Source organism: Methylobacterium sp. 17Sr1-1 (assembly GCF_003173775.1).
GTDB lineage: Bacteria > Pseudomonadota > Alphaproteobacteria > Rhizobiales > Beijerinckiaceae > Methylobacterium.
The window spans coordinates 5,069,557-5,094,637 of record NZ_CP029552.1 but is presented as its reverse complement, the minus strand read 5'-3'; the positions used below and the strand labels follow the sequence as shown (position 1 = coordinate 5,094,637).

Here is a 25,081-nt window from a genome sequence, read left to right as displayed (position 1 = left end):
AAGAGGCATCGGGAGACCGGTGGGTTCTCGCCCTCGCGCGTCGGTCGCGCGCCGGGCGCCGGCCCTTCCAGGAAGCTGCCGGCCCTCCCCATGTGGTGTGACATATCGGTAACACAAGGGGGCGGCGCCGCGATTTGCGGGCCGGAGGCATGCGGCCGGGGGATGGCTTCGCGGGGAGCCGGGACCGGACGTCCGCAGCCGATTTTCAGCGCGGCCGAATTCCGTTACGCAGGAGGCCATGACGCAGGCCTCCCTCACCGTCACCGCCCTCCACCGCTACCCGGTGAAGGGCCTCTCCCCCGAGCCCCTGGCTTCGGCGGCCCTGACCCAAGGCGCCTATTTCCCGGGCGACCGGCTGTTCGCGGTCGAGAACGGCCCGAGCGGCTTCGACCCGGCCGCGCCGGTGCATCAGCCCAAGATCAAGTACCTGATGCTGATGCGCAACGAGGCGCTCGCGCGCCTCTCGACGACTTACGACGACGCCACCGGCGTGCTGACGCTCCGCGAGGGCGGTCGCGAGGTGGCGCGCGGCGACCTCGCCACCCCGGAAGGGCGGCTCGCCGTCGAGGCGTTCTTCCGCCGCTTCGTCCCGAAGGAATTGCGCGGCCCCCCGAAGGTGCTGGCGGCGCCGGAGGGCTACCGCTTCACCGATTCACGTGGCGGCTTCGTCTCGCTCATCAATCTCGCGAGCGTCGCGGCAGTCGAGGACATGGTCGGGGCGGCGGTGGACCCGCTGCGCTTCCGCGGCAACCTGCACGTCACCGGGCTCCCGGCCTTCGCCGAGCTCGACCTCGTCGGATTGGAACTGGCGACGGAGGCAGGCCTGCGCCTGAAGGTGACGAAGCGCATCGTGCGCTGCGCGGCGACCAACGTCGATCCGGCGACCGGCCAGCGCGACCTCGCGATCCCGGAGGCCCTGCAGAAGAATCTCGGCCACGCCGATTGCGGCATCTATGCCGAGGTGGTCGCAGGCGGTGAGGTGCGGGCGGGGGATGTGCTGCGGGTGGCGGGCTGAGCGACCGCCTCACCGCTTCGTCGGCAGCCAGTCCGGCTCCGGCTCCTGGCGCGGCAGCACCGCGGCCACCTCGTCGAGGTCGACGGTGTAGCTGTCGGTGAGCAGGCGCCAGAGGTCCTGGCGACTGGCGGCACGGTGGCTGAGCGACGTGACCGTCGCGGCGAGCAGCGACGCGTTGGTGAGGGCGGGACGCGGCAGGAGTGTGTCGGCGAGGCGCATCGTTCGGAGATCCGGTGGACCGTCCACAGGATGCGGGGAACGTGGTTAAGCCCCGGTAAAGTCGGCCGTCATCGAACCGTCGCGGGCCGCGGCGAGAACCCGGCGGCCGACGGGGCGCGGCCGTCGCGTTGAAATGTCCGCTCGCGAGATTTCAGTGTGACACGCCGCACGTTGATGCGTAGAACGCCGCGCCGTCCCCGGCCGCTTGCCGCGATGGCGCCGGCCCGACCTTGCGAGAGGAAACCCGCCACGATGAGCGATTTCGGAGCGGACAAAGCGCCCGACGTCCAGCTGCCCAACGTCCATGTGCGGGCCGAGGTCCTGGTGCAGGCGCTGCCGCACATGCAGCGCTACGATCAGGAAGTCGTCGTCATCAAGTATGGCGGCCACGCCATGGGCGACCGCGCGGCGGCCGAGGACTTCGCCGAGGACATCGTGCTCCTGGAGCAGTCGGGCCTCAAGCCGGTGGTGGTCCATGGCGGCGGGCCGCAGATCGGCCGCATGCTCGACCGGCTCGGCATCAAGTCCGAGTTCCGCGAAGGCCTGCGCGTCACCGACGAGGCCACCGTCGAGGTGGTCGAGATGGTTCTCGCCGGCTCGATCAACAAGCAGATCGTCGGCTGGATCTCGGCCGAGGGCGGCAAGGCGATCGGCCTCTGCGGCAAGGACGGCAACATGGTGCGGGCGCGCCGCGCCGCCCGCACGGTGACCGATCCCGATTCGCACATCGAGCGCCACGTCGATCTCGGCCTCGTCGGCGAGCCCGAGCACGTCGACCGCACGGTCCTCGACGCGGTGCTGAAGGCCGAGCTGATCCCGGTCCTCGCCCCCGTGGCGGTGGGCGGCGACGGCCAGACCTACAACGTCAACGCCGACACCTTCGCGGGCGCCATCGCCGGCGCGATGCGGGCCAAGCGCCTGCTTCTGCTCACCGACGTGCCGGGCGTGCTCGACAAGAACAAGAAGCTGATCCCGGAACTGTCGATCGAGGATTGCCGCCGGCTCATCGCCGACGGGACCATCACCGCCGGCATGATCCCGAAGATCGAGACCTGCATCTACGCGCTCGAACAAGGCGTCGAGGCGGTGGTCATCCTCGACGGCAAGGTGCCGCACGCGGTGCTGCTCGAGCTGTTCACCGATTACGGCGCCGGCACGCTGATCCGCCGGTCGTAGGACGCTCTCCCCCGGGCGGCCGGCCAGGGCCGCCCGGTTCGCCAGGTCCCTTCTGTCCTCTGGTCCTCTCTTTGATCTTCCCTTCCGCCCCGCCTCGCTTATCTTGGGCGTCCGGGGCCGTGGGGCCCCCGTCGCCGGAACGTCCCTTGCTCCTGCCAGGCGAGAGCCACCTCACCGCGCCTCAGGCCCGCGGCTTCTCCGGGATCGACACCTGGGTGTTCGACCTCGACAACACGCTCTATCCCCACGACGCCCGCGTCTGGCCGCAGGTCGACGAGCGCATCACCCTCTACGTGATGAATTTGTTCGGGCTCGACGGGATCTCGGCCCGCGCGCTGCAGAAATACTTCTATCACCGCTACGGCACGACGCTCCGCGCGCTGATGGCCGAGTGGAAGATCGACCCCTACGAGTTCCTCGACTTCGCCCACGACATCGACCATTCGAGTATCGCGCTCAATCCGGATCTCGGCGTCGCCATCGAGGGGCTGCCCGGCCGCAAGCTGATCCTGACCAACGGCTCGCGCCGGCACGCCGAGAACGTGGCGAAGAAGCTCGGCATCCTCGATCATTTCGAGGACGTGTTCGACATTGCGGCGGCCGATTTCGTGCCGAAGCCCGAGCGCTCGGCCTACGAGAAATTCCTCGACCGTCACGGGGTCGACCCGACCCGCTCGGCGCTGTTCGAGGACATCGCCAAGAACCTCGTCGTCCCGCACGACCTCGGCATGGCGACGGTGCTGGTGGTGCCCCGCACCATCGACCCGTTCCGCGAGACCTTCGAGCAGGAGGCGGTGCGCGCGCCCCATATCGACCACATCACCAACGACCTCGCGGGCTTCCTGACCGACAGGGTCGCCCCGGTGCTCGCGGCGTGAGCCCGCAACTCCCGCCCGGACAGGACGGGCCGGGAGATCGCGATCCCGTCGAGATCTGGGGCCGGCGCATCGGCCGCGGCCTCGGGGCCGTGGCTTTCGTCGTGCTGGCCTGGCTGCTCGGCCGGCAGTTGCACCTGTGGTGAGCCCCGAACACGAGACCCGCATGTCCGAGACCGACTGGAGCCCGTTGCGGGCCCCCGACCTCGCCGCCATCGAGGCCCTGGCCGAGGCCGCCTTCGCGCGCCTGCCGGACGAGTTCCGCGCCCTGTGCGAGGGCGTGGTGATCCGGGTCGAGGAGTTTCCCGACGAGGAGACGCTGGCGGAGATGGGCTGCGAGAGCGAGTTCGACCTCCTCGGCCTGTTTCGCGGCACCGGCCTGGCGCAGGGCGGCGGCGCCTCAAGCCTCGCCACCGGGCAGTTCCCCAACATGGTCTGGCTCTACCGCCGTCCCCTGCTCGATTACTGGGCCGAGCACGACGAGACCCTCGGCCACCTCGTCGCCCACGTGCTGGTGCACGAGATCGGCCACCATGTCGGGCTCTCGGACGACGACATGGCGGCGATCGAGGCGGCGGCCGATCTCTGAGTCTTCCGCGCAGAGCCGTAGCGGTCGGATCTGCCTGGGATATACTCAACCAACGTGCGATCGGGCTGGAACCAGGCCTCCGATCTTGCAGCTTTGCTTGGGTGAGCCGCGACCCATGCTTCTGGCAAGCAGCCTCGATCGAACGGCTTATTTCATCCGCCGAGGATCTCGATCGGGCCGAAAAGGCTTCGTTTGGACGAACTAGGCCGCAGCACGATCCCCGCATCCCCAATAACGTACTAACCGGTTAATACAACAGCATTTTCGGGAGCCGCTCGATGCGGCAGCACGGGTAAATCAGCTCAAACAGCATAACCGTGATGCGGTTGCCGGTATGATGAACACTTCGTATCGGCGGCGCCGGACGATCGGTCCGGCTGCGACGACGAAGCAGACATGTCCACGTGCATCACCCTCGACCACGTCCTCGTCGATACAGGAAGTGTCGATAACGAGGGGTACTTAGCTTATCTCGACGGCCGCCTGATCGCTGTTCTGATCCAGCTCGATCCGGAGCTTCACGGCGATTTGCGCGTCGGCCGACACTGGTATCTCGAAGCCGGGTTCGGGCCGATCGCGAATGCGACGCGGCCCCTCCCCTTCCCGACTCTCGACGACGCGAAGGCCTGGCTCGCCGGCTGCGTCGGCGTCCATCCGCCCTGCCTGCCGCCCTGCCTGCGGGATGTCCCGGCACCGCGCCCGCCGCGGAGCGCCTGGACGCGGCCGACCTGCGGCGATCGACGGGAGGGCGGACGCCCGGAGGAGGCCTGACGGCCGGCACGGTCGCACCGGCTCGCCGACGCCGTCGGACAGGCAAGGTTTGGGGAACTGCCTCGCGATGCCGGTCGCGATCAGGCGCATTGCCGAGGCATCGTCCCCCGGGCATCGGCATCGCGCGGGCGTCAGGCCGCGGGGCGCGGCGGCAGGGCGCTCGCCTTCGGCCGGCTGGTGCGGAACTGGCCGCGCTCGGCGGCGATGAACACCAGCACCACCACGGTGACGCTGGTGAACCACCAGCTCGCGGTGGTGCCGATGCCGAGGCAGGTGGAGGCGAAGGCGGTGGCGGCGGTGGCCATCGCGCCCGGGGTCAGCACCGGGTGCTCGCGGCCGGAATGGCGGATGCCGTTCCACAGCACGAAGGCCGCCGCAAAGGCGCCGACGATGCCGAGCTCGTACCAGATCTCGAACAGCAGCGAGGCCGGGGCGTTGACCGGCAGCATGCCGATCGCCTTGCCGCGCAACGCCGTCTCGAGGCCGTGGCCGGTGATGAGCCGTAGCGGCTCGGTCGTCACCACCCGCTGCCAGGCCTTCAGCGCCAGGATCGTCGGGTGGAGCGGCCCGAGCACCGGCGTCAGCACGGGGCGCAGCAGGAAGGGCAGCAGGGGCGCGAGGGCGACGAGGCCCGCCGCGACGCCGGCGGTGACCCGCACGCCGAGGCCCTGGCGCCAGGCCGAGAGCGCGAAGGCCGCGGCCCCGCAGGCCAGCGCCAGGAGCGGCACCGGCCCGGGGGCCAGCACCAGGGCGAGGGCCACCACCACGGCGAGGCCGAGAGCCTCCATGTCGCGGCGGCGCGAGCGCAGCCAGGCGGCGGCGGGCCAGAGCAGCAGGGCGAGCAGCATCGCGCCGCGCTCGAGCGCGCTGTCGTCCTCGAAGCCGCCCCGCAGGGAGGCGCCGCTGACCAGCCCGAGCATCACCGCCCCGACCGCCGCGATGCCGACGCCGAGGGGCAGGAGGTAGAGGTTGGCCGAGCGCATCCGGTCCGGCAGCGCGAGGTAGCCGGCCACCGTCAGCCCGACCGTGGCGGCGAGGTTGAGCAGCCGCTCGCTCGCCGGTCCGGGGAACGGTGTCCAGACCAGCGACAGGGCGCACCAGCCGAGGAGCAGGAGGCCGGCCAGGATCGCCCGGGCGCCGCCGAGACGCGACAGACCCGTCGCGAGGGGACGCTGCGCCCCGTCGAGGAGGGCAGCGATGATCAGGAGCACGATGCCGATCGGCGCCAGGATCACCACGCTGCGTCGCGACACCAGTGCGGTGACCGGGATCACCACCGTCAGGCCGAAGAAGGCGAGCCGGCGCAGCAGCGCCGCCGCATCGACGGCGGGATCGGGGGTGGGCGACGTCGCGCGCGGCATGGCGGCCAATCCGGATGACGGCGCCGAAACGGGGCCGTTCTCCCTCCTAGTCGAGAGGGCGGGCCTGAAGCTGTAGATGGGGCGCAACACTGGGGACGGGCGCGCCCTCAGGGGAGCGGCTGGAGCGCCGGCAGCAGGTCGGTGTTCTCCTCGATCCGCAGCATCCGCACGTCGACCACGTCGGCCCGGAACCAGGGGCATTCCCGGGCCACGTCCTGGATCGCCGGGACGCAGCGCACCGGGTCGACCTGGTCGTTGCCGAAGGAGACGCTGCCCCGCTGCCGGTCGAAGCCGCGACGCTCCAGCACCCGGACGATGTCCTGGTCGCCGTTCTGCCACGACGGGTTGTGGTACTGGTGCTTGAGCGTCTCGGTATCGAGATCGAAACAGATCGCGTACACCCGCTTGCCCCAGGCCGGTCGATTCGGGATATGGTGGAGCGCAAGACTATCGGCCTCATGACCCTGCGGCAAGCGACGGTTCGGGCGTCGGATCCTCATGGATCTGCTGCCGCCCTCACCGAAAGGCTCGCCTGGGAATGCAGGACGGCCGTCAGGCGAAATGTGTGCGGTTCCGCGCTCTCGTGAAGGCGCCGGCGTCAGGCGCCGAGCGCCCCCGCCACATCCTCCTCCGTCACCTCTTCCAACGGCTTGCCCACCTTGCAGGCGCGCGAGCGCGCGCCGGGCTGCATCACCAGGATCACCGTCTCGGTGCCCGGGCAGGCCGGATCGGCGCAGACGATCTCGTTGACCCTGAGCGTCACCTCGGGGCCGAAGGCGCCGAGGCGGCGGGCGATCTCGGCCACCCGGGCCCGCGCGGCGGCGTCCGGTGAGGGGCGGCGCCGGAAGGCGCCGAGGAGGTCCATGGCCCTAGCGCGGCAGGCTGAGGAGGCCGGCCCGGCCGTCGGCGCAGCCGAAGGCGAGGTGCTCGCCGCCGGAATGCCAGCTCATCGCCGTCACGGCACTGCCCTTCACCGCGGGGCGCACCAGGAGCTCGGAGGCGTCGGTGAAGCGGATCAGGAGCACGCAGCCGTCCTCGTAGCCCGCCGCCAGGACGGGGGCCTTGGGATGGAACGCCACCCGCGAGACCCGGGCCGGGCGCACGCCGCATTCCCGCGGCGCCTTGCCCGTCGGGCCTTCCTTGGAATCGAACGGCCACACGATCACGGCCTCGGCGCCGCTGGTCGCCAGCCAGTCCCCGTCCGAGGACCAGGCGGTGGAGCGCACCTTGGCCGGGTAGCCGGTCATCCGCATGTGGCCGCGGTCGGGCTGGAGGCGCCAGCCGTGCAGGGCATTCTCCTGCATCGTGGTGATGACGAAGCGCCCGTCCGTCGACCAGGTCACGTCGATGTGCGAGCCCTTCCAGGTCAGGGCGTCGGGCGCCGTGTCGAGATTCGGGTACCACAGGGTGGCGCCGCCGTAATGCGCCACCGCCAGCCGGTAGCCCTTGGGCGCGAAGGCGAGGCCGCGGGCGGTCGAGGGCGCCTCGAACACCTTCTCGCGGCCCTTGGCGTCGCGGGCGACGACGCGCTTGCCCGCCGCGAACGCGACGGCGCCATCGGGATGGAGCGCGAGCGCGTCGATCCAGGCGCCGCCCTTCGCCGCCGCGACCTCCTCGACGGTCCCGTCGGCCCTGACCGCGACGACCCGGCCGTCGTCGCCGCCGGTGACGAGGCGCTTGCCGTCGCCGGCGGCGACCAGGATGCCGGCCTCCGGATGCGCCTCGACCCGGGTGGTCCCGCCATCCTCGGCGACGAGGAGCACCGCCCCGTCGCCGAGCGCCAGGGCGAGCTGCCGGCCGAGCCAGTGCGCCGCGATGACGTGGGCGCCGGCCGCGATCTCGGTGACCTGCTGGGTGAGGGAGGGGGCGGCGGTGGCGCTCATCGCTCTTCCTGTGAACCTCGAATGCGGCCCCGGGCCTGTCACACGGGGCTGGCCCGCGCAAGGGCGGCCGCGGTTCCGCTCCGCATTAACCGGTCCTCCCGCAGGGTTAAGGCTTCGCTCACCAAACCGCGTCAATTCGAGGGATCGGGCCTGAACACGGCCGAGGTTCGGGCGGTTCTTCCCTCGAACCGTCGCCGGAACGGCTCACGACGAACCGGCGGCCCCCATCGTCCTGGAGCGAGTTGCGTCATGATCCAGTCTGCCTTTGCGGCGATGGTGCCGCCCGCCGCCCTCCCCTACGAGACGGTGCTGGTGGTCGAGGACGAGGCGATGGTCTGCGAGATCGCCGCCGAGGCCCTGGCGGACGAGGGCTACCGCGTGCTCACCGCCGCCGACGCGGTCGAGGCCGGCCGCATCCTCCAGGCTGAGCGGGTCGACATGCTGTTCACCGACATCGACCTCGCCCGCAACACCAACGGGGTGGCGCTCGCCCGCGACGCGCGGCGCCACTGCCCGCGCCTGCCGGTGGTCTACACCTCGGGCGGCCGCCACACGCTCGGCGCCGGCGAGGCGGTGACCGACTCGGTCTTCGTGCCCAAGCCCTATCGGCCGAGCCAGATCGTGGCGCTCGCCAACCGCATTCTCGGACACTGAGTCCCTTCGAACACTTCCCCCTGCCCCTGCCCCGGAGCCCTGCACCCATGCGCCCGCCCTTCGTCCTGTCCGGCCTCCTCGCCCTCGTTCTCGCCGGCCACGCCCTCACGGCGGGCGCCAAGGACGCACCGGCCCCCGCGGCCGCCCCGAGCGCGACCTGCGACGTCGTCGGCCTGCGCCTCGAGGACGTGATCGCCAAGTCGTCCGAGCTGCAGCGCTCAGCCAACGAGCAGACGGTGCGCGACCTGCGCACCCTGCGCGACGCCGCCGTGGTGCTGGACGCTTACAAGCATCCGGAGGTCTGCGCGCAGGTTCTAACGGTCCTGCGCGGACTGGCCGCCAACCCCGAACGCGCGATCGACCAGAGCGGCGACACCGACGAGGAGAAGGCCGAGGCCGTCGAGAAGGCCCGCGCGCCCAAAGCTCCTGCGAAGTCTCCCGAGACTGTGCCGGAGACGAAGGCCAAGTAGACCGGTGAAGTCGAGGACAGGTGAGCGGACGGGATAATGTGGCAAGGGGGTCCACCGGCCCGACCCGGCATCCCGATAACAGATTGGAATTCCTCTGAGTTTCGTGGGCGGCCTTGATCCCGCCCGGTCACCTCGCTAGTTCGTTCCTGCCGGCGGCCCGGGATCCATCCCGGGTCGATCCGGTCTGTCCGACGAACAGGAGCGAGAGCCGGGAAGGCGTCGCGCCGGTGCCCTGACGGGCGGCCGGTCCGCGCGCGGATGGCTGTTTGGCGCTCGCCGTCCCAGAGGAGTCGCACGACGTGCTCACGCAAGGGTTGCCCCGGTTCGGGGCCCGCATCGGTCGGGTGACGGCCCTCTGCCTCGCCCTTTCGCCGCTCGCCGCGGCGTCCCAGGCCCAAGCGACCTCGGCCGAGGCCACCGTCACGCCCGCCGCCGTGAGCCAACCCGCCGCCTCGCCGCTGCGGGTGGAGCTGAACAAGCTCGAGACCGCCGGTGAGACCTGCAAGGCGATGCTGATCGTCGAGAACGGCAAGGGCGGCCCGATCCGCTCGCTGCGCCTCGACCTCTACGCCTTCGACCAGGACGGCATCGTCCAGAAGCGCAGCCTGGTCGAGCTCGGGCCGGTGCCGGCGCGCAAGACGGCTTTGCGCCAGTTCGAGATCGCCCCCACCCCCTGCGCCCAGATCGGCCGGGTGCTGCTCAACGACGTGGCGGCCTGCGAGGGCAAGGAAACGTCGGGCCAGGACCTCACCCGCGACACCTGCCTGGAGCGCATCGAGCCCTCCTCCGCCAAGGGCGCCGCGCCGTTCGTGCGCTGACCGCCTCTCTTCCTTCCCTTTCTTCCGGAGACCGCCGAGATGGATCCGACCACCGCGCCCGCCGCGACTGCCGGCCACGACTTCTCCTTCCTCGGCCTCTTCCTGCAGGCCGACCCGATCGTGAAGGGGGTGATGATCCTCCTGATCCTGGCCTCGCTGGTCTCCTGGACGATCATCATCGAGAAGCTGGTGCGCCTCGCCGGCGCCCGCCGCCAGGCGAAGTCCTTCGCCCGCCTCGTCGCCACCGGCGGCATGCCGGAGGCGCGCTCGGGCATCTCCGCCCGGGTGGTGGCCGCCGCCCAGGAGGCCTGGCGCGACCAGGACCCGAGCGAGACCCGCGCCGAGCGGCGCGAGCGGATCGAGCGCGCGATGCGGGCGGCGCTGACCCTCGACATCAAGCGGCTGCAGGTCGGGCTGCCGTTCCTGGCGAGCTCCGGCTCGGCGGCGCCGTTCATCGGCCTGTTTGGCACAGTGTGGGGCATCATGAACTCGTTCTCGTCGATCGCGAAGAGCCAGGACACCAGCCTCGCGGTGGTGGCGCCGGGCATCGCCGAGGCGTTGTTCGCCACCGCCATCGGCCTCGTCGTCGCGATTCCCGCGGTGCTCGCCTACAACAAGTTCTCGAGCGACCTCGCCAAGGTGCAGTCGGCCTTCGTCGCCGGCATCGGTACACTGGGCAACCGGCTGGCGCGCGACCGCAGCCACCACGCCCGCAGCGCCGCCGCCGAGTAGGTCGCTTCCCGTTCAACGCGTAGAATAAGCCCCTGCCCGCTCGGGCAGGCGGCCGGAGGCCCGCCAGATGGGTATGGGACCGGTGCAGGCCGGCGCCGGCGACGAGGATGGCTTCGACGCCGCGCCGATGTCCGAGATCAACGTCACCCCTATGGTCGACGTGATGCTGGTGCTGCTGATCATCTTCATGGTCGCGGCTCCGCTGATGACCGTCGGCGTGCCGGTGCAGCTGCCGAAGACCGCCGCCGCCAAGACGTCCGAGTCGAAGAAGCCGGTGGTGGTCTCGGTCGACAAGGACGGCCAGGCCTTCCTCGCCAAGGAGCCGCTGCCGGCCGACGGCGCACTCGCGCGCCTGAAGGCGGCCGCCGCCGAGGATCCGGGCCAGACCGTGCTGGTGCGCGGCGACAAGGACGTGCCCTATGGCAAGGTCATGGAGGTGATGGGCCTCGTCGGGCAGGCCGGCTTCGCCAAGGTCTCGCTGATCGCCAATGCGCCCTCGGGTGCGCCGTCCGTCGGGGCGGCGCCCGCGCCGGCGGCCCCGCGGTAAAGCCATGAACCACACCGTGACGACCGACGCGCCGGAGCCGCGCGAGCCGGGGACGGGCCTCGGCCTCGCCTTCCTAGTGGCGCTCGCGCTCCACGCGGGCGGCCTCTTCGCCCTGACCTACTGGCGCAGCCCCCCGGCCCCGCCCGGCGAGAACGAGATCGCCATCGATCTCGCGCCGGACATGGCGGCGATCGACGTGCCGACCCAGTCGCCGGACGTCGAGGCGACGCCGACCCCCACGGACACGGCCGAGCCGACGACCGTCCCGACGGCCGAGCCCCCGTCCGACACCGTTCCGGTCGAGACCCCGCCGCCGGAGACCAAGGTCGAGGAGACGCCGCAGGAGACCCCGGTCGAGCAGGCACCGGCCGAGGCGGTGCCGATGGAGAAGCCGCCCGAGGCGGTGGAGGCGGTGCAGGAGCCCGAGGAGCAGGTCGTCACCTCGACCAACCCGGAGGCGCCGGCCGCCGTGGTGGCGAAGCCCGTCCAGGAGCCGAAGCCGGTCCCCAAACCCGTGCCGAAGCCGGTGGCCAAGCCGAAGCCGGTCGAGAGACCGAAGCCTGTCGAGAAGCCGGTCGAGGCGAAGAAGCCGGCCCCGAAGCCCGTGCGCGACGTCAAGCGCGAGGCGCAGAAGGCGGCCGAGCGCACCATGGAGGCCGCCCGCCAGCGCCGCGCCGCGGCCTCCGCCTCGCAGATGAACCAGAGCGGCGCCTCGGCCGCCGCGAGCGCCAACGCGGCGCGAGCCTGGGGCGCGATGGTGCGCGGGGTGATCCAGAGCCGGGCGCGGGGCGCCGCGGGGGCGAGCGGCACCGCGACGGTGCGCTTCACCGTGTCCCGGTCCGGCCGGGTGCTCGGCGCCTCGCTCGCCGGCAGCAGCGGCAACGGCTCCCTCGACGCCGCGGCGGTGGCCGCCGCCTCCGGCAGCCTGCCGCCGGCCCCGGCGGAGTTCACCGGCGCGCAGCAGAGCTTCACCTTGCCGGTGCGGTTCAACTGAGAATCCAACGGCGATTTGACCTGATCGAAGAAGAATAAAGCCCGTCCCCCTCTCCCGTGTGGGAGAGGGGTTAGGGGTGAGGGTGATACGCTTCCGTAATATACCTGAACCGTCGAGCTGCCCAACTCGACGCTACGCGAGTTATCCTGAACCCGAGCCTCCCTGCGCGACTTTCGATCGCCCCTATCCCTCTCCCAAACCGGAGAGGGGATCCCGCGCTTTATTGTCGAACGGGATGATCGGGAACCGACTCACCCCTCCCGCCGCATGAAGTCGAAATCGCAGCCCTGATCGGCCTGCGTGACGGTGTCGTGGAACAGGCGGGCATAGCCGCGGGCCGCCCAGTCGGGCCGGGCCTGTGGGGTGAGCGCCGCGGCGCGGGCGGCGAGCTCGGCCTCGTCGACCAGGAGGTCGATGCGCCTTCCCTCCACGTCGAGCCGGATGCGGTCGCCGGTGCGCACCAGGGCGAGCGGCCCGCCGACCGCCGATTCCGGCGTGACGTGCAGCACGATCGTCCCGAAGGCGGTGCCGCTCATCCGGGCGTCCGAGATCCGCACCATGTCCTTCACGCCCTGGCGGGCGAGCTTCTTCGGGATCGGCAGGTAACCGGCTTCCGGCATGCCCGGCGCGCCCTTCGGCCCGGCATTGCGCAGGACCAGCACGTCGTCGGCCGCGACGTCGAGGTCGGGGTCGTCGATCCGCGCCGCCATGTCGGGGATCGAGTCGAACACCACCGCCCTGCCCTCGTGCTGGAGCAGGCGCGGCGTCGCCGCAGAATGCTTGATCAGCGCGCCGCGGGGCGCGAGGTTGCCGGTGAGCACCGCCATGGCGCCGACCGGCTTGATCGGCTGGCTCGGAGAGCGGATCACGGTCTGGCCCGGCACGTCCTCGGCCGCCGCCACCACGTCGCGCAGGGTGGCACCCGTCACGGTCGGAGCGTCGAGGTCGATCAGGCTGCCGAGCTCGCGCAAGAGCTTCGGCACGCCGCCGGCATGGTGGAAATGCTCCATGTAGTGGTCGCCCGACGGTTTCAGGTCGACCAGCACCGGCACCTCGCGGCCGATCGCGTCGAGGCTCGCGAGGTCGAGGTCGATGCCGGCGCGGTTCGCCATGGCGGTGAGGTGGATCACCCCGTTGGTCGAGCCGCCGATCGCCTGCATCACGACCTGCGCGTTGCGGATCGAGGCCGGGGTCAGGATCTCGCTCGGACGGGGACCGCCGGTCTTCGCCATCGCGGCGGCGCAGGCGCCGCTCGCCTCGGCGAGGCGTATCCGCTCGGCGTGGGGCGCGGGAATCGTGCCGGCCATCGGCAGGGCGAGGCCCATCGCCTCGATCATGCACGCCATGGTCGAGGCGGTGCCCATCACCATGCAGGTGCCGACCGAGGGGGCGAGCCGGCCGTTGACGGTCTCGATCTCCTGCTCGTCGATCTCGCCGGCCCGGTGCGCGCCCCAGAGGCGCCGGCAGTCGGTGCAGGCGCCGAGCACCTCGCCGCGGTGATGGCCGACCACCATCGGGCCGACCGGGATCACCACCGTCGGCAGGTCGACGGAAGCCGCCGCCATCACCTGCGCCGGCAGGGTCTTGTCGCAGCCGCCGATGACGATGACCGCATCCATCGGCTGGGCGCGGATCATCTCCTCGGTGTCCATCGCCATCAGGTTGCGCAGGTACATCGAGGTCGGGTGGGCGAAGCTCTCGTGGATCGAGATCGTCGGGAAGACCATCGGCATCGCGCCGGCCAGCATCACCCCGCGCTTGGCCGCCTCGATCAGCTGCGCGGCGTTGCCGTGGCAGGGATTGTAGTCGGAGGCGGTGTTGGTGATGCCGACGATCGGCCGGTCGAGGGCGTCGTCGGAATAGCCCGCCGCCTTGATGAAGGCCTTGCGCAGGAACAGCGAGAAGCCCGCATCCCCGTAGCTGGTCAGTCCCTTGCGCAAGCCCTTGCCCATCGCGTGCTCCTCCCGCCGGCGTTTTGACCGGTTCTAGGGGTGGGGGGATGGTTGTCAACGAAGCGGGTGGCATGGGAGGCGGGCGCAGGAGGCATCCTGGAATGATGCCGCAGATGACGATCCGCATCACATCAAATTCGGAAAAACATAAATTTCACATAGCAAATTTTATTATTTGATGGGTGATAAATATTATCCGTTATTGCAATCAACGATGCAGGTCCAGCCAAAATATGCAAAAATTACTACACTTCGCGGCTGCCCATGCACCCCCTTCCTATGTCCCACCACCCCTTTCCCGGACGACTGAAACGAAGTGGAAGGAGATCCGGGATCCAGCACAAGAAATCGCGAAGCGTCCGTCTGTCTGCAACGGGGTAGCATAGGGGCCGATTCGCGGCACATCTCTCCTGGATCCCGGATCTCCTTCCGCTGACGCTCCAGTCCTCCGGGAAAGGGGGTTGGTTCATGACACACGATACGTGCGCAATACCGATGGTCCGTCGCTATCGTGCTGCCCCTGGTCACATCTCCGGATCGTCCGCCGCCTCCAGCCGCCCGGACGCGATCGCCTCCAGGAACAGCCGGTGGTCCGCCGCATTCCGGTCTCCGTAGGCCCGCGCCCAGTCGGCCAGGGCCTCGCGAAAGTCGGCGTGGCGGTCGCGGCCGCAATAGCCCGCGATGGCGGCGGCGTCGCCGGTGCGGGCATGGGCCCGGGCGAGCAGCGCGCCGTAGGCCCAGGAGAAGTAGACGAGCGGCTGCCCGCGCATGCAGGCGACCGGGATCTCGCCCTTCATGTTCTTCATCTGGCGGACGTAGAACGGCCGGTCGTCGATGGTGGTCCAGCCCAGCAGCGGGTCGCCGACCGCCTGGAGCAGGCGCTGACCGTAGATCACCCGCTCGCCCTCGTGCGAGGCGTAGGGCTCGGGCATGCCGGACACGTAGGGCGCGTGGGCCGGGCGCACCGCCTCCTTGACCTGGAGGAAGAGCACGTCCTGGTCCGAGTTGCCGCAGAGCAGCGCGACGTAGGCCCGGGTGCCGACGCTGCCGACGCCGACGACCCGGTGGGCGACGTCGACGACGTGGTAGCGGCTCAGCATGAACCGGCGCTCCCGCGGTAGTGTCTCGGCGTAGCGCTCGAGCCCGGCGGTCACCGCCTCGCGGGTCTCGGCATCGACCCAGGTCAGGATCGGCGGGTCCTGGCGGAAGCGCCAGCCGCCATCGACCCGGCGCTCGCCGATCCGGGCGAGCAGGCTCTTGTTGTGGCGCTTGCGCGCCTTCTCGACCGCCCGCTCCACCACGGCGCGGGATTCCGCGTCGATCGCGATGCCGCTGAAATCCAGCTCCTCGGCCCGCGCCGCCCGGTGCCAGACGTCGAGCGGTCCCTGCGGCGCCAGCTCGGTCATGGTGTGCTGGTAGCCGTAGGCGGCGGCGATCACCGCCTCGCGGCGCTCCGGCTCCGGCACGTCGAGGTCGCGGGCGGCGACCTCGATGCTGGCGCAGAGCCGCTTCAGGTCCCACTCCCAGGGGCCGATCGTGACCTCGTCGAAATCGTTGAGGTCGAGCACGATGTCGCGCTGGGGCGTGCCGAACAGGCCGAAATTCGAGATGTGGGCGTCGCCGTTCATCACCACGTCGATGCCGCTCGTCGGGGTGCGGGCGAGATCCCAGGCCATCACGGTGGCCGCACCCCGCAGGAAGGCGAAGGGCGAGCTCGCCATCCGGGCGACGCGCAGCGGGATCAGCCGCGCCTGGCGCCCGGCTTGCGCCTGCTCGATCAGCCGCACCGGGTCGGGCCGGTCCTTCGGGACGGGCACCGGACCGTGGCTGTGATGCGGGACCTTGGCGCGCAGGCCCTTGCCGGCGGCGCGGCGCTTCTCCCACGGCTCGCCGGGCGTGCGCAGGTCGATGTGGGGGAAGTCGGCCAGGGGCTCCAGAACGACGTCCTCGGCCGCCACCACGGCCGCGTCGGCCGCAGGCGCCTCGGGCAGTGGGTCAGGGTTGGCTCTGTCCATGGGGCGCGGCTCGTCGGCGGCCTCGATCGGTCCCCGAGTCAACCTTGGCCGTGAGCAATCGTTCCGGGCGCCGGATGAAAACCCGGCGCCGGACGTGCCACCCGTCACCCCTGCTGATCGCGGGCCTCCTGGATCCGGTGCAAGAAGTCGGCCGCCAGCTCGCCACGCCGGTCCGGGTCGTCGCAGGGGCGGCGCAGGATCAGCCGTCCGTCACGGGCGGTCACGTCCTCGGTCAGCGGCATCGCGGCCGGGGCGCAGCCGGGCCGGAAATCGACCGCGAGGCCCTGCGGCCCGCCGCTGAGGCGGGCGATGCCGAGGGCGAGGCACGCGACCCGCAGGTGGGCCAGCGCGAACAGCGCCCGCACGCCCTTGGGCAGCCGCCCGAACCGGTCCTCGACCTCGCCGCGCAGGGCTTCGACGTCCTCCGGCGTGCCGAGGCGCAGGAGGCGGGTGTAGAGGCTCAGGCGCACCTCCGGCTCTGGCACGTAATCCTCCGGCACGTCGCCGGCGAGGCCGAGATGGATCTCCGGCGCCCAATCCTCCGCCGGCTCGCCCTTGGCGGCGCGGAGCGCCAGCTGGAGCAGGTGCTGGTAGAGGCCGAGGCCGATCAGCTTGACGTGGCCGGCCTGGTTCTCGCCGACGAGGTCGCCGGCGCCGCGGAGATCGAGGTCGCGGGCGCTGATGGCGAAGCCCGCGCCGAGGCGGTCGAGGGCCTCGAGCGTGCGCAGGCGCTTCTCGGCCGAAGGCGCCAGGTCGCGGTCGGGCCGGGTCAGCAGGTAGGTGACGCCCCTTCGCTGGCCGCGGCCGACCCGGCCGCGCAGCTGGTGCAGCTGCGCCAGGCCGAACCGCTCAGCGTCGTGGACCAGCATCGTGTTGGCCCGCGGCACGTCGAGCCCGCTCTCGATGATCGAGGTGGCGAGCAGGACGTCGCCCTCGCCGTCGGCGAAGCGCACCATGATCTCGTCGAGTTCCGCCGGCTTCATCTCGCCGTGGGCGACGACCGTCTCGAGCTCGGGCACCAGCGCCTTCAGGCGCTCGGCCATGGGGCCGATCTCCTCGATGCGCGGGCAGACGACGAAGCTCTGTCCGCCGCGGCCCTTCTCGCGCATCAGGGCCGCCCGCACCGTGTCGTCGTGGAGCGGGATCAGCACCGTGCGGATCGGCTGGCGCACCGCCGGCGGCGTCGCGATGACGCTGAGGGACTTGAGCCCGACCAGCGCCGATTGCAGGGTGCGGGGGATCGGCGTCGCGGTCAGCGTGAGCACATGGGCGTCGCCCGCCATCGTGCGCAGGCGCTCCTTGAGGGCGGCGCCGAAGCGCTGCTCCTCGTCGATCACCACGAGGCCGAGATCGGCGAAGGTCACGCCCTTGCCGGCGAGCGCGTGGGTGCCGATCACGAGGCGGATCGAGCCGTCGGCGAGGCCCTGGCGCACGCGCTTGGCCTCGGCCGGGTTCGCGAGGCGCGAGAGCTGCGCCACCCCGATGCCGAAGCGGGCGAAGCGCCGCTCGAAGGTGCGCAGGTGCTGGCGCACCAGCACGGTCGTCGGCGCCACCACCGCCACCTGCCTGCCGGCGAGGAGCGCCGCGGCGGCGGCGCGCAGGGCCACCTCGGTCTTGCCGAAGCCGACATCGCCGCAGACCAGCCGGTCCATCGGCCGCTCGCCGGCGAGATCCTGAAGCGCCCCGTCGACGGCCTTCGCCTGATCGGGGGTGAGCGGGAAGCCGAAGCCGGCGCCGAACCGCTCCATCTCGCGCTCCGGCGGCACCAGGGCGGGCGCCTTCGCCGTGCGGCGCTCCTCCGCCGCTTCCAGCATGGCGCGGGCGGCCCGCGCGAGGCCGGCCTCCGTGGCGAGGCGCCGCTTGGGCCAAGTGCCGCCCTCGAGCTTGTCGAGGGTGACTGCCTCCTCCTCCGAGCCGTAGCGCCAGATCCGGTCGGCCTGGGCCACCGGCACCATCAGGATCGCGTCGCCGGCAAAGCGCAGGCGCAGGGCCTCGGTGCCGTCGCCGGTGGCGATGCGCTCCAGCCCCTCGAACACGCAGAGACCATGGTCGCGGTCGACCGCCACGTCGCCGACGCGGAGATCCACCTCGCCCATCGGCAGGATCACCGGCTGGCCGACGCTCGGCCGCGCCGAGGTGCCGCCATAGACGTCCGGTGTGGCGATCACGGTGGCACCCAGGTCCGGCGCCCGGAAGCCCGCATCGAGGGGCGCGGGCAGGGCGACGATCTCGCCACCCGCGGCGGCGACCGCCTCCGACCAGTCGGCGACCGGGCGGACGCCCCGCTCGGCCGCCCGGGCGGCCTGGCGCGACAGGCGCTTGAGCCCGGCGGGATCGCCCGCCAACACCACCCGCTCGCCGGCCTTCAGGCGCTCGCGCAGGTAAGCCGAGAAGGCCGGCCCGGGCCGGCGCTCGCGCAGGAAGGCCGGCACGGCGATGGACGCGGCGTCGGCGTCGCTCGCCACCGCCACCTCGCGGGCCTTCCGGGTCTTCGTCCACTCGGCGGGGGTCAGGTAGAGCGGCGCCGCCTGGCCGCGGCTCGCGACCTCCGAGGTGCGGCCCTCGGCGATCTGCTCGAAGAAGGCCTCGGCACGGCCTTCCGCCCCGGCCTCGACCACCAGGCGGGCCTCCGGCACGTAGTCGAGCACCGTGACGAGGCGGCCGTAGAGGGTCGGCAGCTGGTGCTCCTGGCCGGAGAAGGGCCGCAGGCGCACGGGAGAATCCGGCGCCAGGATCACCTCGGTCGCCGGATCGACCACCAGGGTCTCGACCTCGTCGAGGGAGCGCTGCGAGACCGCATCGTAGGTGCGGATCGCCGTGATCGTGCCGTCGGCATGCTCGATGCGGCAGGGCCGGGGCGCGGCGGCCGGATAGACGTCGACGGTCCGGCCGCGCACCGCGACCTCCCCGGGCTCGTCGACCCGGTCGTCGAGGATGTAGCCGAGGCGCTGCAGCTCCGCCGTCAGCCGGGCGGGATCGAGGGCGTCGCCGGCTCTCAGCTCGACCCGGGCCTCGGCCCAGGTCTCGGGCGGCGGCACCCGCTGGATCAGGGCCGGCGCGGTGGTGAGCAGGATGTCGGGCAGGTGCGCGGCATCGGTGAGCCAGCGCAGCACCCCGGCCCGCGCCCCCATCGTGCCGCGGGAGGGCGAGGCGCGGTCGAAGGGGAGGCAATCCCATTCCGGATAGACCGCGACGCCGAGGCCGGGGGCCAGCGCCCGCAGCAGGGCGGCGATCTCCTCCAGCCGGCGGGCATCGCGGGCGACGTGGACCAGCGGCCGCCCCCGCTCGCGCAGGCCGAGCAGCGCCACCGCGAGAGCCCCGGGCGGCACCAGCGGCGCCACGTTCTCCTCAGGCCCCGTCCCTGCGCGCCGGCTCACCTTGCGCTTCGCCATCGGCCCCCACTCCCTGTGTCTGGTGCGGGAAACGCCCGGGGGCTGTGGCGGGTCCGGGCCAAGGCTGTCGCATGCACAGGAATGATGTGGGGGAGTACGGGAGAGGGCGACCTGGCCTCAGAAAAATGCGCGGGTTCTCCCTCTCCCCGCCCGCGATTTCGTTTTTCCGGACAGCCCTGCGCGGGCGGGGAGAGGAGGATCCCGCACCATGAGGGCCAGGGCAGCCCGGCGACCGTCCGAGGATGCCCTACACCACCAACCCGCCCACCGGCCGCAAGCCCTCCGTCCCCGGAAACACGTGAGCGGCGAGCACCGCCGGCGACAGCCCGAACAGGTCCGCCGCCAGCCCCTTGGCGACCGCCCGCACATCCGTGGTCGGGGCGAGGTCGCGGCCCTCGTGGAGCTGGGCGGGGCCGAGGCCGGGCCAGTCGGCCAGGACCCGGCCGCCGCGCACCGCGCCGCCGAGGAGGAACGCCACCGTGCCGGTGCCGTGATCGGTGCCGGTGGTGCCGTTGACCCGGGCGGTGCGGCCGAACTCGGTGACGACCAGGATCGCGGTGTCGGCCCAGCGCGGGGCCAGGATCTCGGCGAAGGCGGACAACACCCCGTCGAGGCCGCCGAGCAGCCCGGCGAGGCGGCCGGTGGCGCCGCCCTCGTCGGCGTGGGTGTCCCAGCCGTCGAGCGCCAGGGCGGCGATGCGGGGGCCGTCATCGGCGGCGATCAGCCGGGCGGCGCCCTCGGCGAGGCCGCGCAGGCCGCCCCCTCCCTTCGGCCCGCCTTTCGCCAGGGCGTCGACGTCGAGGCCGCGGGCGAGGGAGGCCGCCAGGGCCGGGTCGCGCGCCTCGTAGAGGCCGAGCACCCGCCGGGCGAGCTCGTCGCTCGCCCGCGGCAGGCGCGGCGGCGCCCAGCCGAGGACCGGAGCCGGCCCGCGCAGGATCAGCGGCGGCACCACGCCCACCCCGAGGGCGTTCCGCGGGGCGATGCCCTCCCCCGCCGGCAGGGCGGCGACGAGGCGGTTGAGCCAGCCGCTGGCGGTGTGGCCCGGGCCCGGCTGGCCGCTCTCGAGCACGTCCTGCCCGTCGAAGTGGGAGCGCTCGCGGTAGGAGGTAGCGGCGGCGTGCACCACCATCGCCTGGCGGGCGGCGTAGAGCCGGGCGAAGGTCGGCAGCGCCGGATGGAGGGCGAAGAAGCCGTCGAGGGGAAGCGCCGCCCCCGGCCCGTCGCGGGTCAGCGCGATGCCGGGGCGAAGGTCCGCGTAGGCCGGATCGCCCAGCGGCGCCACTGCCGAGAGCCCGTCGAGGGCGCCGCGCAGGATCACCACGACGAGGCGGGCGTCGCGGGCGCCCGGGGCGGCGTAAGCGGTGCGGGGGATGGCACCCCAGGCGAACAATGCGCCGGCCGTGCCGAGGAGTGCCCGGCGGTTCGGATGGGCGGTTCGGGGACCGGACTGGCAGAGATCGCTCATCGAGAGGTCCTCCTGGAGATCACCGTCGCTGGAACTCGGGGGCCATCAGGACGAGGGCGATGGCTTGCGCCCGGCTCTCGGCCCGGCGGATCGCCGTGCGCGTCTCGTCGGTCGCGAGCGGGCCCAGCACCGCGTCGGCGAAGGCGGTCGGGTCGGTGGCGGCGGCGAGCTGGCCGGTCCGGGCGGCGAGGTCGAGGCGGGCGTGCAGCCCCTCCGGCGAGGCCCAGGCTCCGGCCTCGTCGGGGTAGCCGTTCGGCGCCGGCGCCGACCAGTACGGCTGGCCCAGAGCCGCGAGCGCGCCCATGACCATCCGGGGATCCACCATCCGGGGATCCGGCGCGAGGGAGAGCCCGCGCATCGCCGCGACCAAAAATTCCTGCGGCGAGCGGATCTTGCGCTGCACCGGGTCCCAGGCCTCCGGTGCCTCGATCAGCGCCAGCGCCAGGCGGGAGAGGTCGCCGTCCTGGTCGAGGAAGGTCCGGGCGAGGCGCGCCACCAGGGCGGGGGGCGGATCGTCGGCGACGAAGTGGCGGGCGAGGCGCAACGCGACGTGGCGGGCGGTCGCCGGATGCACGGCGAGGTCGTCGAGGGCCATGCGCAGCTGCCCGGGGCCGACATCGAGGTAGGTGCGGCCGAGCAGCGTCACGGCGCCCGGCTCGTGGGCGCCGCGCCGGAAGGTGGTCGTGCCCGGCAGGCCCTCGGCATTGCCGTCGCGCTGCAGCGACCAGCCGGTGAGGATGCGGGCGAGCGCCGTCACGTCCGCTTGCGTGTAGCCGCCCTCCGTGCCGAGGGTGTGCAGCTCCAGGAGCTCGCGGCCGAGATTCTCGTTGAGGCCCTTGCCAGGACCTGGGCCTTTGCGCTGGCCCGCCGGCGAGTTGGGACCGACCGAGGCGACGTTGTCGAGGTAGATCAGCATCGCCGGATGGGTGGCGGCGGCGAGCAGCAGATCGCGAAACCGTCCGAGCACGTTCGGGCGGATCGCCTCGCGCTCGAAGGCGCCGGCGCTGACCCGCAGGCGCGGCCCCCGCGCCACCGAGACGGTGAAATGGTTGGCCCAGAACCAGACCAGGCGCTCGACGAAGCCGAGGGGCGCCGCTTGCGCCAGGGCGAGGCGGGCCGTTACCTCGGCCCGGTAGACCCGCTCCTGGATCGGCGGCGCCGGCGGGCCCTCCGGCATCGGCGCGTCCGGGCTCCCGGCCCGGGCGAGCTTGCGGCCCTGCTCCTCGGCCTGGAGGGCGGTGAGCAGGGTCGGGGCGGGGGCAAGGTCCGGCCCGCCCGGCAGGGGCACGGTGCCCGCCAGGATCTCGCGGCGCAGGGCCTCCTCGACCGGCTCCCCGAGGGCGAGGTCGCCCGGCCGTGCGCCGAGCCCGAACCGCCCGAGGCCGAGCGCCGTCCGACGCGGATCGACCGCCATGCCCGTGCCCTCCCCGCCCGTCAGCCACCATGACGCGCCGGCATGACGCGCTTCTCGGGCTTAACCGATGCTGAGCGGGAGATGACGGTTTCGTAAGGTGAGCGCTCGCCCCGCGCTATGCCGCCAGGGCGAGCAGCCGGTCGCAATCGACATGCGCCTCGAGATGGTCGGCGAGGCCGTCGAGCACGCGCTCGATCACCGCCTCGTAGGCCTCCGGCCCCGGTGCGGCGCCGAGGCGGGCGAGCCATAAGCCCCGCTGGCCCTCGTCCGAGAACAGGCCGTGGACGTAGGTGCCGCAGACCAGCCCGTCGGCCGAGACCGCGCCGTCGGGGCGGCCGTCGGCGAGGCGCAGGAGCGGCCGGGCGGCGTCGGGCCCGTCGGTCTCCCCGACATGCATCTCGTAGCCGGTGAACGGGGTCCCGTCCGGCAGGCTGACGCCGGTCGCTGCCGCCAGCCGCTTCTCGGCGGTGAGCACCGTCGCGACGTCGAGGAGGCCGAGGCCCGCCACCGTGCCCGGCGGCCCTTCGATGCCCTGCGGATCGCTCAAGCTGGTGCCGAGCATCTGGTAGCCGCCGCACAGGCCGAGCACCCGCCCGCCGCGGCGGCGATGGGCCAGGATGTCGATGTCCCAGCCCTGCTCGCGCAGGAAGGCGAGGTCGGGGATCGTGGTCTTCGAGCCCGGCAGCAGGACGAGGTCGGCCTCGGCGGGAATCGGCCGGCCGGGCTCGACCAGCACCACGCTCACGCCGGGCTCGGCCCGCAAGGGGTCGAGGTCGTCGAAATTGGCGATGCGGGGCAGGACCGGCACCGCCACGACCTTGCCCCCTGGGCGCTCGGCGCCCTTGAGGCCGAGCACGTCCTCGGCCGGCAGCCGCGCGGCCTCGGGGAAGTGCGGGATCAGACCCAGCGCCTCCCAACCGGTGCGGGCGGCGATGAGGCTCATGCCGTCGGAAAAGAGGGCCGGGTCGCCGCGGAAGCGGTTGACCAGGAAGCCCCGCACCATCGCGGCGTCCTCCGGGTCGATCACGGCCCGCGTGCCGACGAGGCTCGCGATGACCCCGCCGCGGTCGATGTCGCCGAGCAGCACCACCGGCGTGCCGGTGGCGCGGGCAAAGCCCATATTGGCGATGTCGCCCCGGCGCAGGTTCACCTCCGAGGCCGAGCCCGCGCCCTCGACCAGCACCAGGTCGGATTCGGCTCGCAAGCGGTCGAAGCTCTCGACGACCGCCGCGAGGAGCCGCGGCTTCCAGGCCTGGTACTCGCGCGCCCGCGCGGTGCCGACCATCCGCCCCTGCACCACCACCTGCGAGCCGGTCTCGCTCTGCGGCTTCAGGAGCACCGGGTTCATGTGAACGGAGGGCGCGACGCCCGCCGCCCGGGCCTGGAGCGCCTGGGCCCGGCCGATCTCGCCGCCGTCGGCCGTGACGGCGGCGTTGTTCGACATGTTCTGCGGCTTGAACGGGCGCACCCGCAGGCCCCTTCGCGAGAAGGCGCGGGCGAGCCCGGCGACGATCAGCGACTTGCCGACGTCGGAGCCGGTGCCCTGGATCATCAGGGCCCTGGCGCCCTCTCCCTCTGGCATGGCTCCTCGCACAGGTCGCCTCGCACTCTGCTGGCCGCCCTGTGCGGCAGCGCACGGAAAAAATTCGGAAACTTGGCCGGTCGACCGCCAGGTGTGGCACGGCGGTCATAGGCGTCCGGTCACGCTCAAGCTAGCCTGCGGCCACAATTTCGCTCAACCGGGGCGTCCTCCAGTGCTCAAGAAGTTCATGCTCGCCGGCGCCGCGACGTCGCTCCTCGCCGGGGCGGCCTCGGCCGCGGACCTGCCGCGCCGCGTCGCCCCGCCGCCGGTCTTCACGCCGGTGCCGGTCTTCACCTGGACCGGCTTCTATGCCGGCCTGCACACCGACTACACCTTCACCGACCGCCAGCGCATCACCACGATCGGCAACGACGTCACGCCGACCAACACGATCGGCAACGTCGCGACCCTGCGTCGCCCGCCGGTGGTGCGCAACGAGCAGGACGGCCTCGCCAATATCGGCGGCGGCTTCGGCTACAACTACCAGTTCACGCCGGGCTCGGGCTTCGTGGTCGGCGTCCAGGCCGACTGGGCCTGGACCGACATCCACAAGAACACCTTCTACCTCGGCCCGCAGCTCGCCGCGAATAACGGCTTCTCCGACCCGAGCGCCTTCCGTCAGGAGCTGTCCTGGCTCGGCACCGTCGTCGGCCGCGCCGGCTACGCCTTCGACCGCGTCTTCGTCTACGGCATGGGCGGCTTCGCCTATGGCGGCGTCGATTACCGCGCCAACTTCTACACCACGGCCGGCGCCACCCCGCCGCTCGCGCTCGCCTATACCGGCCGCTACAACGACATCGCGACCGGCTACGCCTATGGCGGCGGCATCGAGTACGCCCTGCCGACCGACTCGTTCCTGGCCCGCTACAGCCTGCTGGGCCTGCTGGGCATCCAGTCCCAGGCGGTGACGATCAAGGCCGAGTACCTGCATTACGACCTCGGCAGCCGCAACGTGCAGGTGAACAACACCGGCCTCACGGTGGCCGCCGCCGCGCAGCCGCGCGGCTCCTACACCTCGCGCTTCACCACCGAGGGCAACCTCGTCCGCGCCGGGTTCAGCTACAAGTTCAACGGCCTCTGATCCTCGGATCAGCTGAGCCGATATCGGCGGGCCGAACCGGCCCGCCTCTCTCGACGGCCGCGGGGCAGATGCCCGG

The 25,081-nt window shown here is 72.1% G+C and carries 24 protein-coding genes; 13 read left to right on the top strand and 11 right to left on the bottom strand.

Annotated elements, in window-relative coordinates; translation table 11 throughout:
- Nucleotides 1-238: 238 nt before the first annotated feature.
- Entirely contained in the window at nucleotides 239-1,015 is a 777-nt protein-coding gene (locus DK412_RS23140; protein WP_109973872.1) for an MOSC domain-containing protein, read from the top strand.
- Nucleotides 1,016-1,024: 9 nt separating this feature from the next.
- On the opposite strand, the gene DK412_RS23135 is transcribed toward DK412_RS23140, so the two are convergent.
- On the bottom strand, nucleotides 1,025-1,234 hold the full coding sequence (locus DK412_RS23135) for a hypothetical protein (protein ID WP_109973871.1): 210 nt from the start codon (nucleotides 1,232-1,234) through the stop codon (nucleotides 1,025-1,027).
- 252 nt (nucleotides 1,235-1,486) lie between these two features.
- Between DK412_RS23135 and argB the strand changes: the two genes are divergently transcribed.
- From argB to DK412_RS23115, 5 genes are all read left to right on the top strand, one after another.
- On the top strand, nucleotides 1,487-2,410 hold the full coding sequence (gene argB / locus DK412_RS23130; protein WP_109973870.1) for an acetylglutamate kinase: 924 nt from the start codon (nucleotides 1,487-1,489) through the stop codon (nucleotides 2,408-2,410).
- Nucleotides 2,411-2,556: 146 nt separating this feature from the next.
- On the top strand, nucleotides 2,557-3,288 hold the full coding sequence (locus DK412_RS23125; RefSeq protein WP_109973869.1) for a pyrimidine 5'-nucleotidase: 732 nt from the start codon (nucleotides 2,557-2,559) through the stop codon (nucleotides 3,286-3,288).
- The gene (locus DK412_RS30705) at nucleotides 3,285-3,431 is read left to right on the top strand and encodes a hypothetical protein (RefSeq protein ID WP_204165430.1); all 147 of its coding nucleotides are present in this window, start codon (nucleotides 3,285-3,287) and stop codon (nucleotides 3,429-3,431) included. Before DK412_RS23125 ends, DK412_RS30705 begins: the two co-directional genes overlap by 4 nt.
- Before the next feature lie 20 nt (nucleotides 3,432-3,451).
- On the top strand, nucleotides 3,452-3,874 hold the full coding sequence (locus DK412_RS23120) for a metallopeptidase family protein (protein WP_109973868.1): 423 nt from the start codon (nucleotides 3,452-3,454) through the stop codon (nucleotides 3,872-3,874).
- A 396-nt stretch (nucleotides 3,875-4,270) separates the two neighbouring features.
- A complete protein-coding gene (locus DK412_RS23115; protein ID WP_204165429.1) occupies nucleotides 4,271-4,645 on the top strand; it encodes a hypothetical protein in 375 nt (124 codons plus the stop codon).
- 131 nt (nucleotides 4,646-4,776) lie between these two features.
- Here the strand turns inward: DK412_RS23115 and DK412_RS23110 are convergent, their stop codons facing one another.
- From DK412_RS23110 to DK412_RS23095, 4 genes are all read right to left on the bottom strand, one after another.
- Nucleotides 4,777-6,006 carry a peptide ABC transporter permease gene (locus DK412_RS23110; protein WP_109973867.1) on the bottom strand — a complete coding sequence of 410 codons (1,230 nt, stop codon included), beginning with the start codon at nucleotides 6,004-6,006 and terminating at the stop codon, nucleotides 4,777-4,779.
- Between the two features lie 107 nt (nucleotides 6,007-6,113).
- Nucleotides 6,114-6,479, bottom strand: a complete 366-nt coding sequence (locus DK412_RS23105) for a virulence factor (protein WP_245447202.1) — start codon at nucleotides 6,477-6,479, stop codon at nucleotides 6,114-6,116.
- A 125-nt stretch (nucleotides 6,480-6,604) separates the two neighbouring features.
- Entirely contained in the window at nucleotides 6,605-6,871 is a 267-nt protein-coding gene (locus DK412_RS23100) for a hypothetical protein (protein WP_109973865.1), read from the bottom strand.
- A gap of 4 nt (nucleotides 6,872-6,875) precedes the next feature.
- Nucleotides 6,876-7,889: a WD40 repeat domain-containing protein gene (locus tag DK412_RS23095; protein WP_109973864.1), complete on the bottom strand. Its 1,014-nt coding sequence runs from the start codon at nucleotides 7,887-7,889 to the stop codon at nucleotides 6,876-6,878.
- Between the two features lie 249 nt (nucleotides 7,890-8,138).
- Here DK412_RS23095 and DK412_RS23090 point away from each other — a divergent pair, with 249 nt between their 5' ends.
- From DK412_RS23090 to DK412_RS23065, 6 genes are all read left to right on the top strand, one after another.
- Nucleotides 8,139-8,543 (top strand): response regulator, encoded by a 405-nt coding sequence (locus tag DK412_RS23090; RefSeq protein WP_109973863.1) that lies wholly within the window; start codon nucleotides 8,139-8,141, stop codon nucleotides 8,541-8,543.
- A gap of 47 nt (nucleotides 8,544-8,590) precedes the next feature.
- The gene (locus DK412_RS23085; protein WP_109973862.1) at nucleotides 8,591-9,013 is read left to right on the top strand and encodes a photosystem reaction center subunit H; all 423 of its coding nucleotides are present in this window, start codon (nucleotides 8,591-8,593) and stop codon (nucleotides 9,011-9,013) included.
- Nucleotides 9,014-9,279: 266 nt separating this feature from the next.
- Nucleotides 9,280-9,831 carry a Tat pathway signal protein gene (locus DK412_RS23080; protein ID WP_245447199.1) on the top strand — a complete coding sequence of 184 codons (552 nt, stop codon included), beginning with the start codon at nucleotides 9,280-9,282 and terminating at the stop codon, nucleotides 9,829-9,831.
- A 39-nt stretch (nucleotides 9,832-9,870) separates the two neighbouring features.
- On the top strand, nucleotides 9,871-10,563 hold the full coding sequence (locus DK412_RS23075; RefSeq protein WP_109973861.1) for a MotA/TolQ/ExbB proton channel family protein: 693 nt from the start codon (nucleotides 9,871-9,873) through the stop codon (nucleotides 10,561-10,563).
- Between the two features lie 67 nt (nucleotides 10,564-10,630).
- Entirely contained in the window at nucleotides 10,631-11,110 is a 480-nt protein-coding gene (gene tolR, locus DK412_RS23070; protein ID WP_109973860.1) for a protein TolR, read from the top strand.
- Between the two features lie 4 nt (nucleotides 11,111-11,114).
- A complete protein-coding gene (locus DK412_RS23065; RefSeq protein ID WP_109973859.1) occupies nucleotides 11,115-12,104 on the top strand; it encodes an energy transducer TonB in 990 nt (329 codons plus the stop codon).
- A gap of 251 nt (nucleotides 12,105-12,355) precedes the next feature.
- Here DK412_RS23065 and DK412_RS23060 read toward each other — a convergent pair whose 3' ends face one another.
- From DK412_RS23060 to DK412_RS23035, 6 genes are all read right to left on the bottom strand, one after another.
- Nucleotides 12,356-14,056 carry an IlvD/Edd family dehydratase gene (locus DK412_RS23060; protein WP_109973858.1) on the bottom strand — a complete coding sequence of 567 codons (1,701 nt, stop codon included), beginning with the start codon at nucleotides 14,054-14,056 and terminating at the stop codon, nucleotides 12,356-12,358.
- A gap of 524 nt (nucleotides 14,057-14,580) precedes the next feature.
- Nucleotides 14,581-16,071, bottom strand: coding sequence for a DUF2252 domain-containing protein (locus tag DK412_RS23055; RefSeq protein ID WP_109973857.1), 1,491 nt, complete (start codon nucleotides 16,069-16,071; stop codon nucleotides 14,581-14,583).
- A 104-nt stretch (nucleotides 16,072-16,175) separates the two neighbouring features.
- A complete protein-coding gene (locus DK412_RS23050; protein ID WP_109973856.1) occupies nucleotides 16,176-19,463 on the bottom strand; it encodes a helicase-related protein in 3,288 nt (1,095 codons plus the stop codon).
- A 247-nt stretch (nucleotides 19,464-19,710) separates the two neighbouring features.
- Nucleotides 19,711-20,928 carry a DUF1501 domain-containing protein gene (locus DK412_RS23045; protein ID WP_109973855.1) on the bottom strand — a complete coding sequence of 406 codons (1,218 nt, stop codon included), beginning with the start codon at nucleotides 20,926-20,928 and terminating at the stop codon, nucleotides 19,711-19,713.
- Nucleotides 20,929-20,947: 19 nt separating this feature from the next.
- Nucleotides 20,948-22,342, bottom strand: a complete 1,395-nt coding sequence (locus DK412_RS23040; protein WP_109973854.1) for a DUF1800 domain-containing protein — start codon at nucleotides 22,340-22,342, stop codon at nucleotides 20,948-20,950.
- 115 nt (nucleotides 22,343-22,457) lie between these two features.
- Nucleotides 22,458-23,894: a cobyric acid synthase gene (locus tag DK412_RS23035; RefSeq protein ID WP_109973853.1), complete on the bottom strand. Its 1,437-nt coding sequence runs from the start codon at nucleotides 23,892-23,894 to the stop codon at nucleotides 22,458-22,460.
- Between the two features lie 202 nt (nucleotides 23,895-24,096).
- Here DK412_RS23035 and DK412_RS23030 point away from each other — a divergent pair, with 202 nt between their 5' ends.
- Nucleotides 24,097-25,005: a porin family protein gene (locus tag DK412_RS23030; protein ID WP_204165428.1), complete on the top strand. Its 909-nt coding sequence runs from the start codon at nucleotides 24,097-24,099 to the stop codon at nucleotides 25,003-25,005.
- Nucleotides 25,006-25,081: the final 76 nt, after the last annotated feature.

Excerpts from the sequence above, each read along its gene's own strand:
- DK412_RS23140 (WP_109973872.1), top strand. The coding sequence starts at position 239 with ATGACGCAGGCCTCCCTCACCGTCACCGCCCTCCACCGCTACCCGGTG.
- DK412_RS23135 (WP_109973871.1), bottom strand. The coding sequence starts at position 1,234 with ATGCGCCTCGCCGACACACTCCTGCCGCGTCCCGCCCTCACCAACGCG.
- argB (WP_109973870.1), top strand. The coding sequence starts at position 1,487 with ATGAGCGATTTCGGAGCGGACAAAGCGCCCGACGTCCAGCTGCCCAAC.
- DK412_RS23120 (WP_109973868.1), top strand. The coding sequence starts at position 3,452 with ATGTCCGAGACCGACTGGAGCCCGTTGCGGGCCCCCGACCTCGCCGCC.
- DK412_RS23115 (WP_204165429.1), top strand. The coding sequence starts at position 4,271 with ATGTCCACGTGCATCACCCTCGACCACGTCCTCGTCGATACAGGAAGT.
- DK412_RS23110 (WP_109973867.1), bottom strand. The coding sequence starts at position 6,006 with ATGCCGCGCGCGACGTCGCCCACCCCCGATCCCGCCGTCGATGCGGCG.
- DK412_RS23100 (WP_109973865.1), bottom strand. The coding sequence starts at position 6,871 with ATGGACCTCCTCGGCGCCTTCCGGCGCCGCCCCTCACCGGACGCCGCC.
- DK412_RS23095 (WP_109973864.1), bottom strand. The coding sequence starts at position 7,889 with ATGAGCGCCACCGCCGCCCCCTCCCTCACCCAGCAGGTCACCGAGATC.
- DK412_RS23090 (WP_109973863.1), top strand. The coding sequence starts at position 8,139 with ATGATCCAGTCTGCCTTTGCGGCGATGGTGCCGCCCGCCGCCCTCCCC.
- DK412_RS23085 (WP_109973862.1), top strand. The coding sequence starts at position 8,591 with ATGCGCCCGCCCTTCGTCCTGTCCGGCCTCCTCGCCCTCGTTCTCGCC.
- DK412_RS23075 (WP_109973861.1), top strand. The coding sequence starts at position 9,871 with ATGGATCCGACCACCGCGCCCGCCGCGACTGCCGGCCACGACTTCTCC.
- tolR (WP_109973860.1), top strand. The coding sequence starts at position 10,631 with ATGGGTATGGGACCGGTGCAGGCCGGCGCCGGCGACGAGGATGGCTTC.
- DK412_RS23065 (WP_109973859.1), top strand. The coding sequence starts at position 11,115 with ATGAACCACACCGTGACGACCGACGCGCCGGAGCCGCGCGAGCCGGGG.
- DK412_RS23060 (WP_109973858.1), bottom strand. The coding sequence starts at position 14,056 with ATGGGCAAGGGCTTGCGCAAGGGACTGACCAGCTACGGGGATGCGGGC.
- DK412_RS23055 (WP_109973857.1), bottom strand. The coding sequence starts at position 16,071 with ATGGACAGAGCCAACCCTGACCCACTGCCCGAGGCGCCTGCGGCCGAC.
- DK412_RS23050 (WP_109973856.1), bottom strand. The coding sequence starts at position 19,463 with ATGGCGAAGCGCAAGGTGAGCCGGCGCGCAGGGACGGGGCCTGAGGAG.
- DK412_RS23045 (WP_109973855.1), bottom strand. The coding sequence starts at position 20,928 with ATGAGCGATCTCTGCCAGTCCGGTCCCCGAACCGCCCATCCGAACCGC.
- DK412_RS23040 (WP_109973854.1), bottom strand. The coding sequence starts at position 22,342 with ATGGCGGTCGATCCGCGTCGGACGGCGCTCGGCCTCGGGCGGTTCGGG.
- DK412_RS23035 (WP_109973853.1), bottom strand. The coding sequence starts at position 23,894 with ATGATCCAGGGCACCGGCTCCGACGTCGGCAAGTCGCTGATCGTCGCC.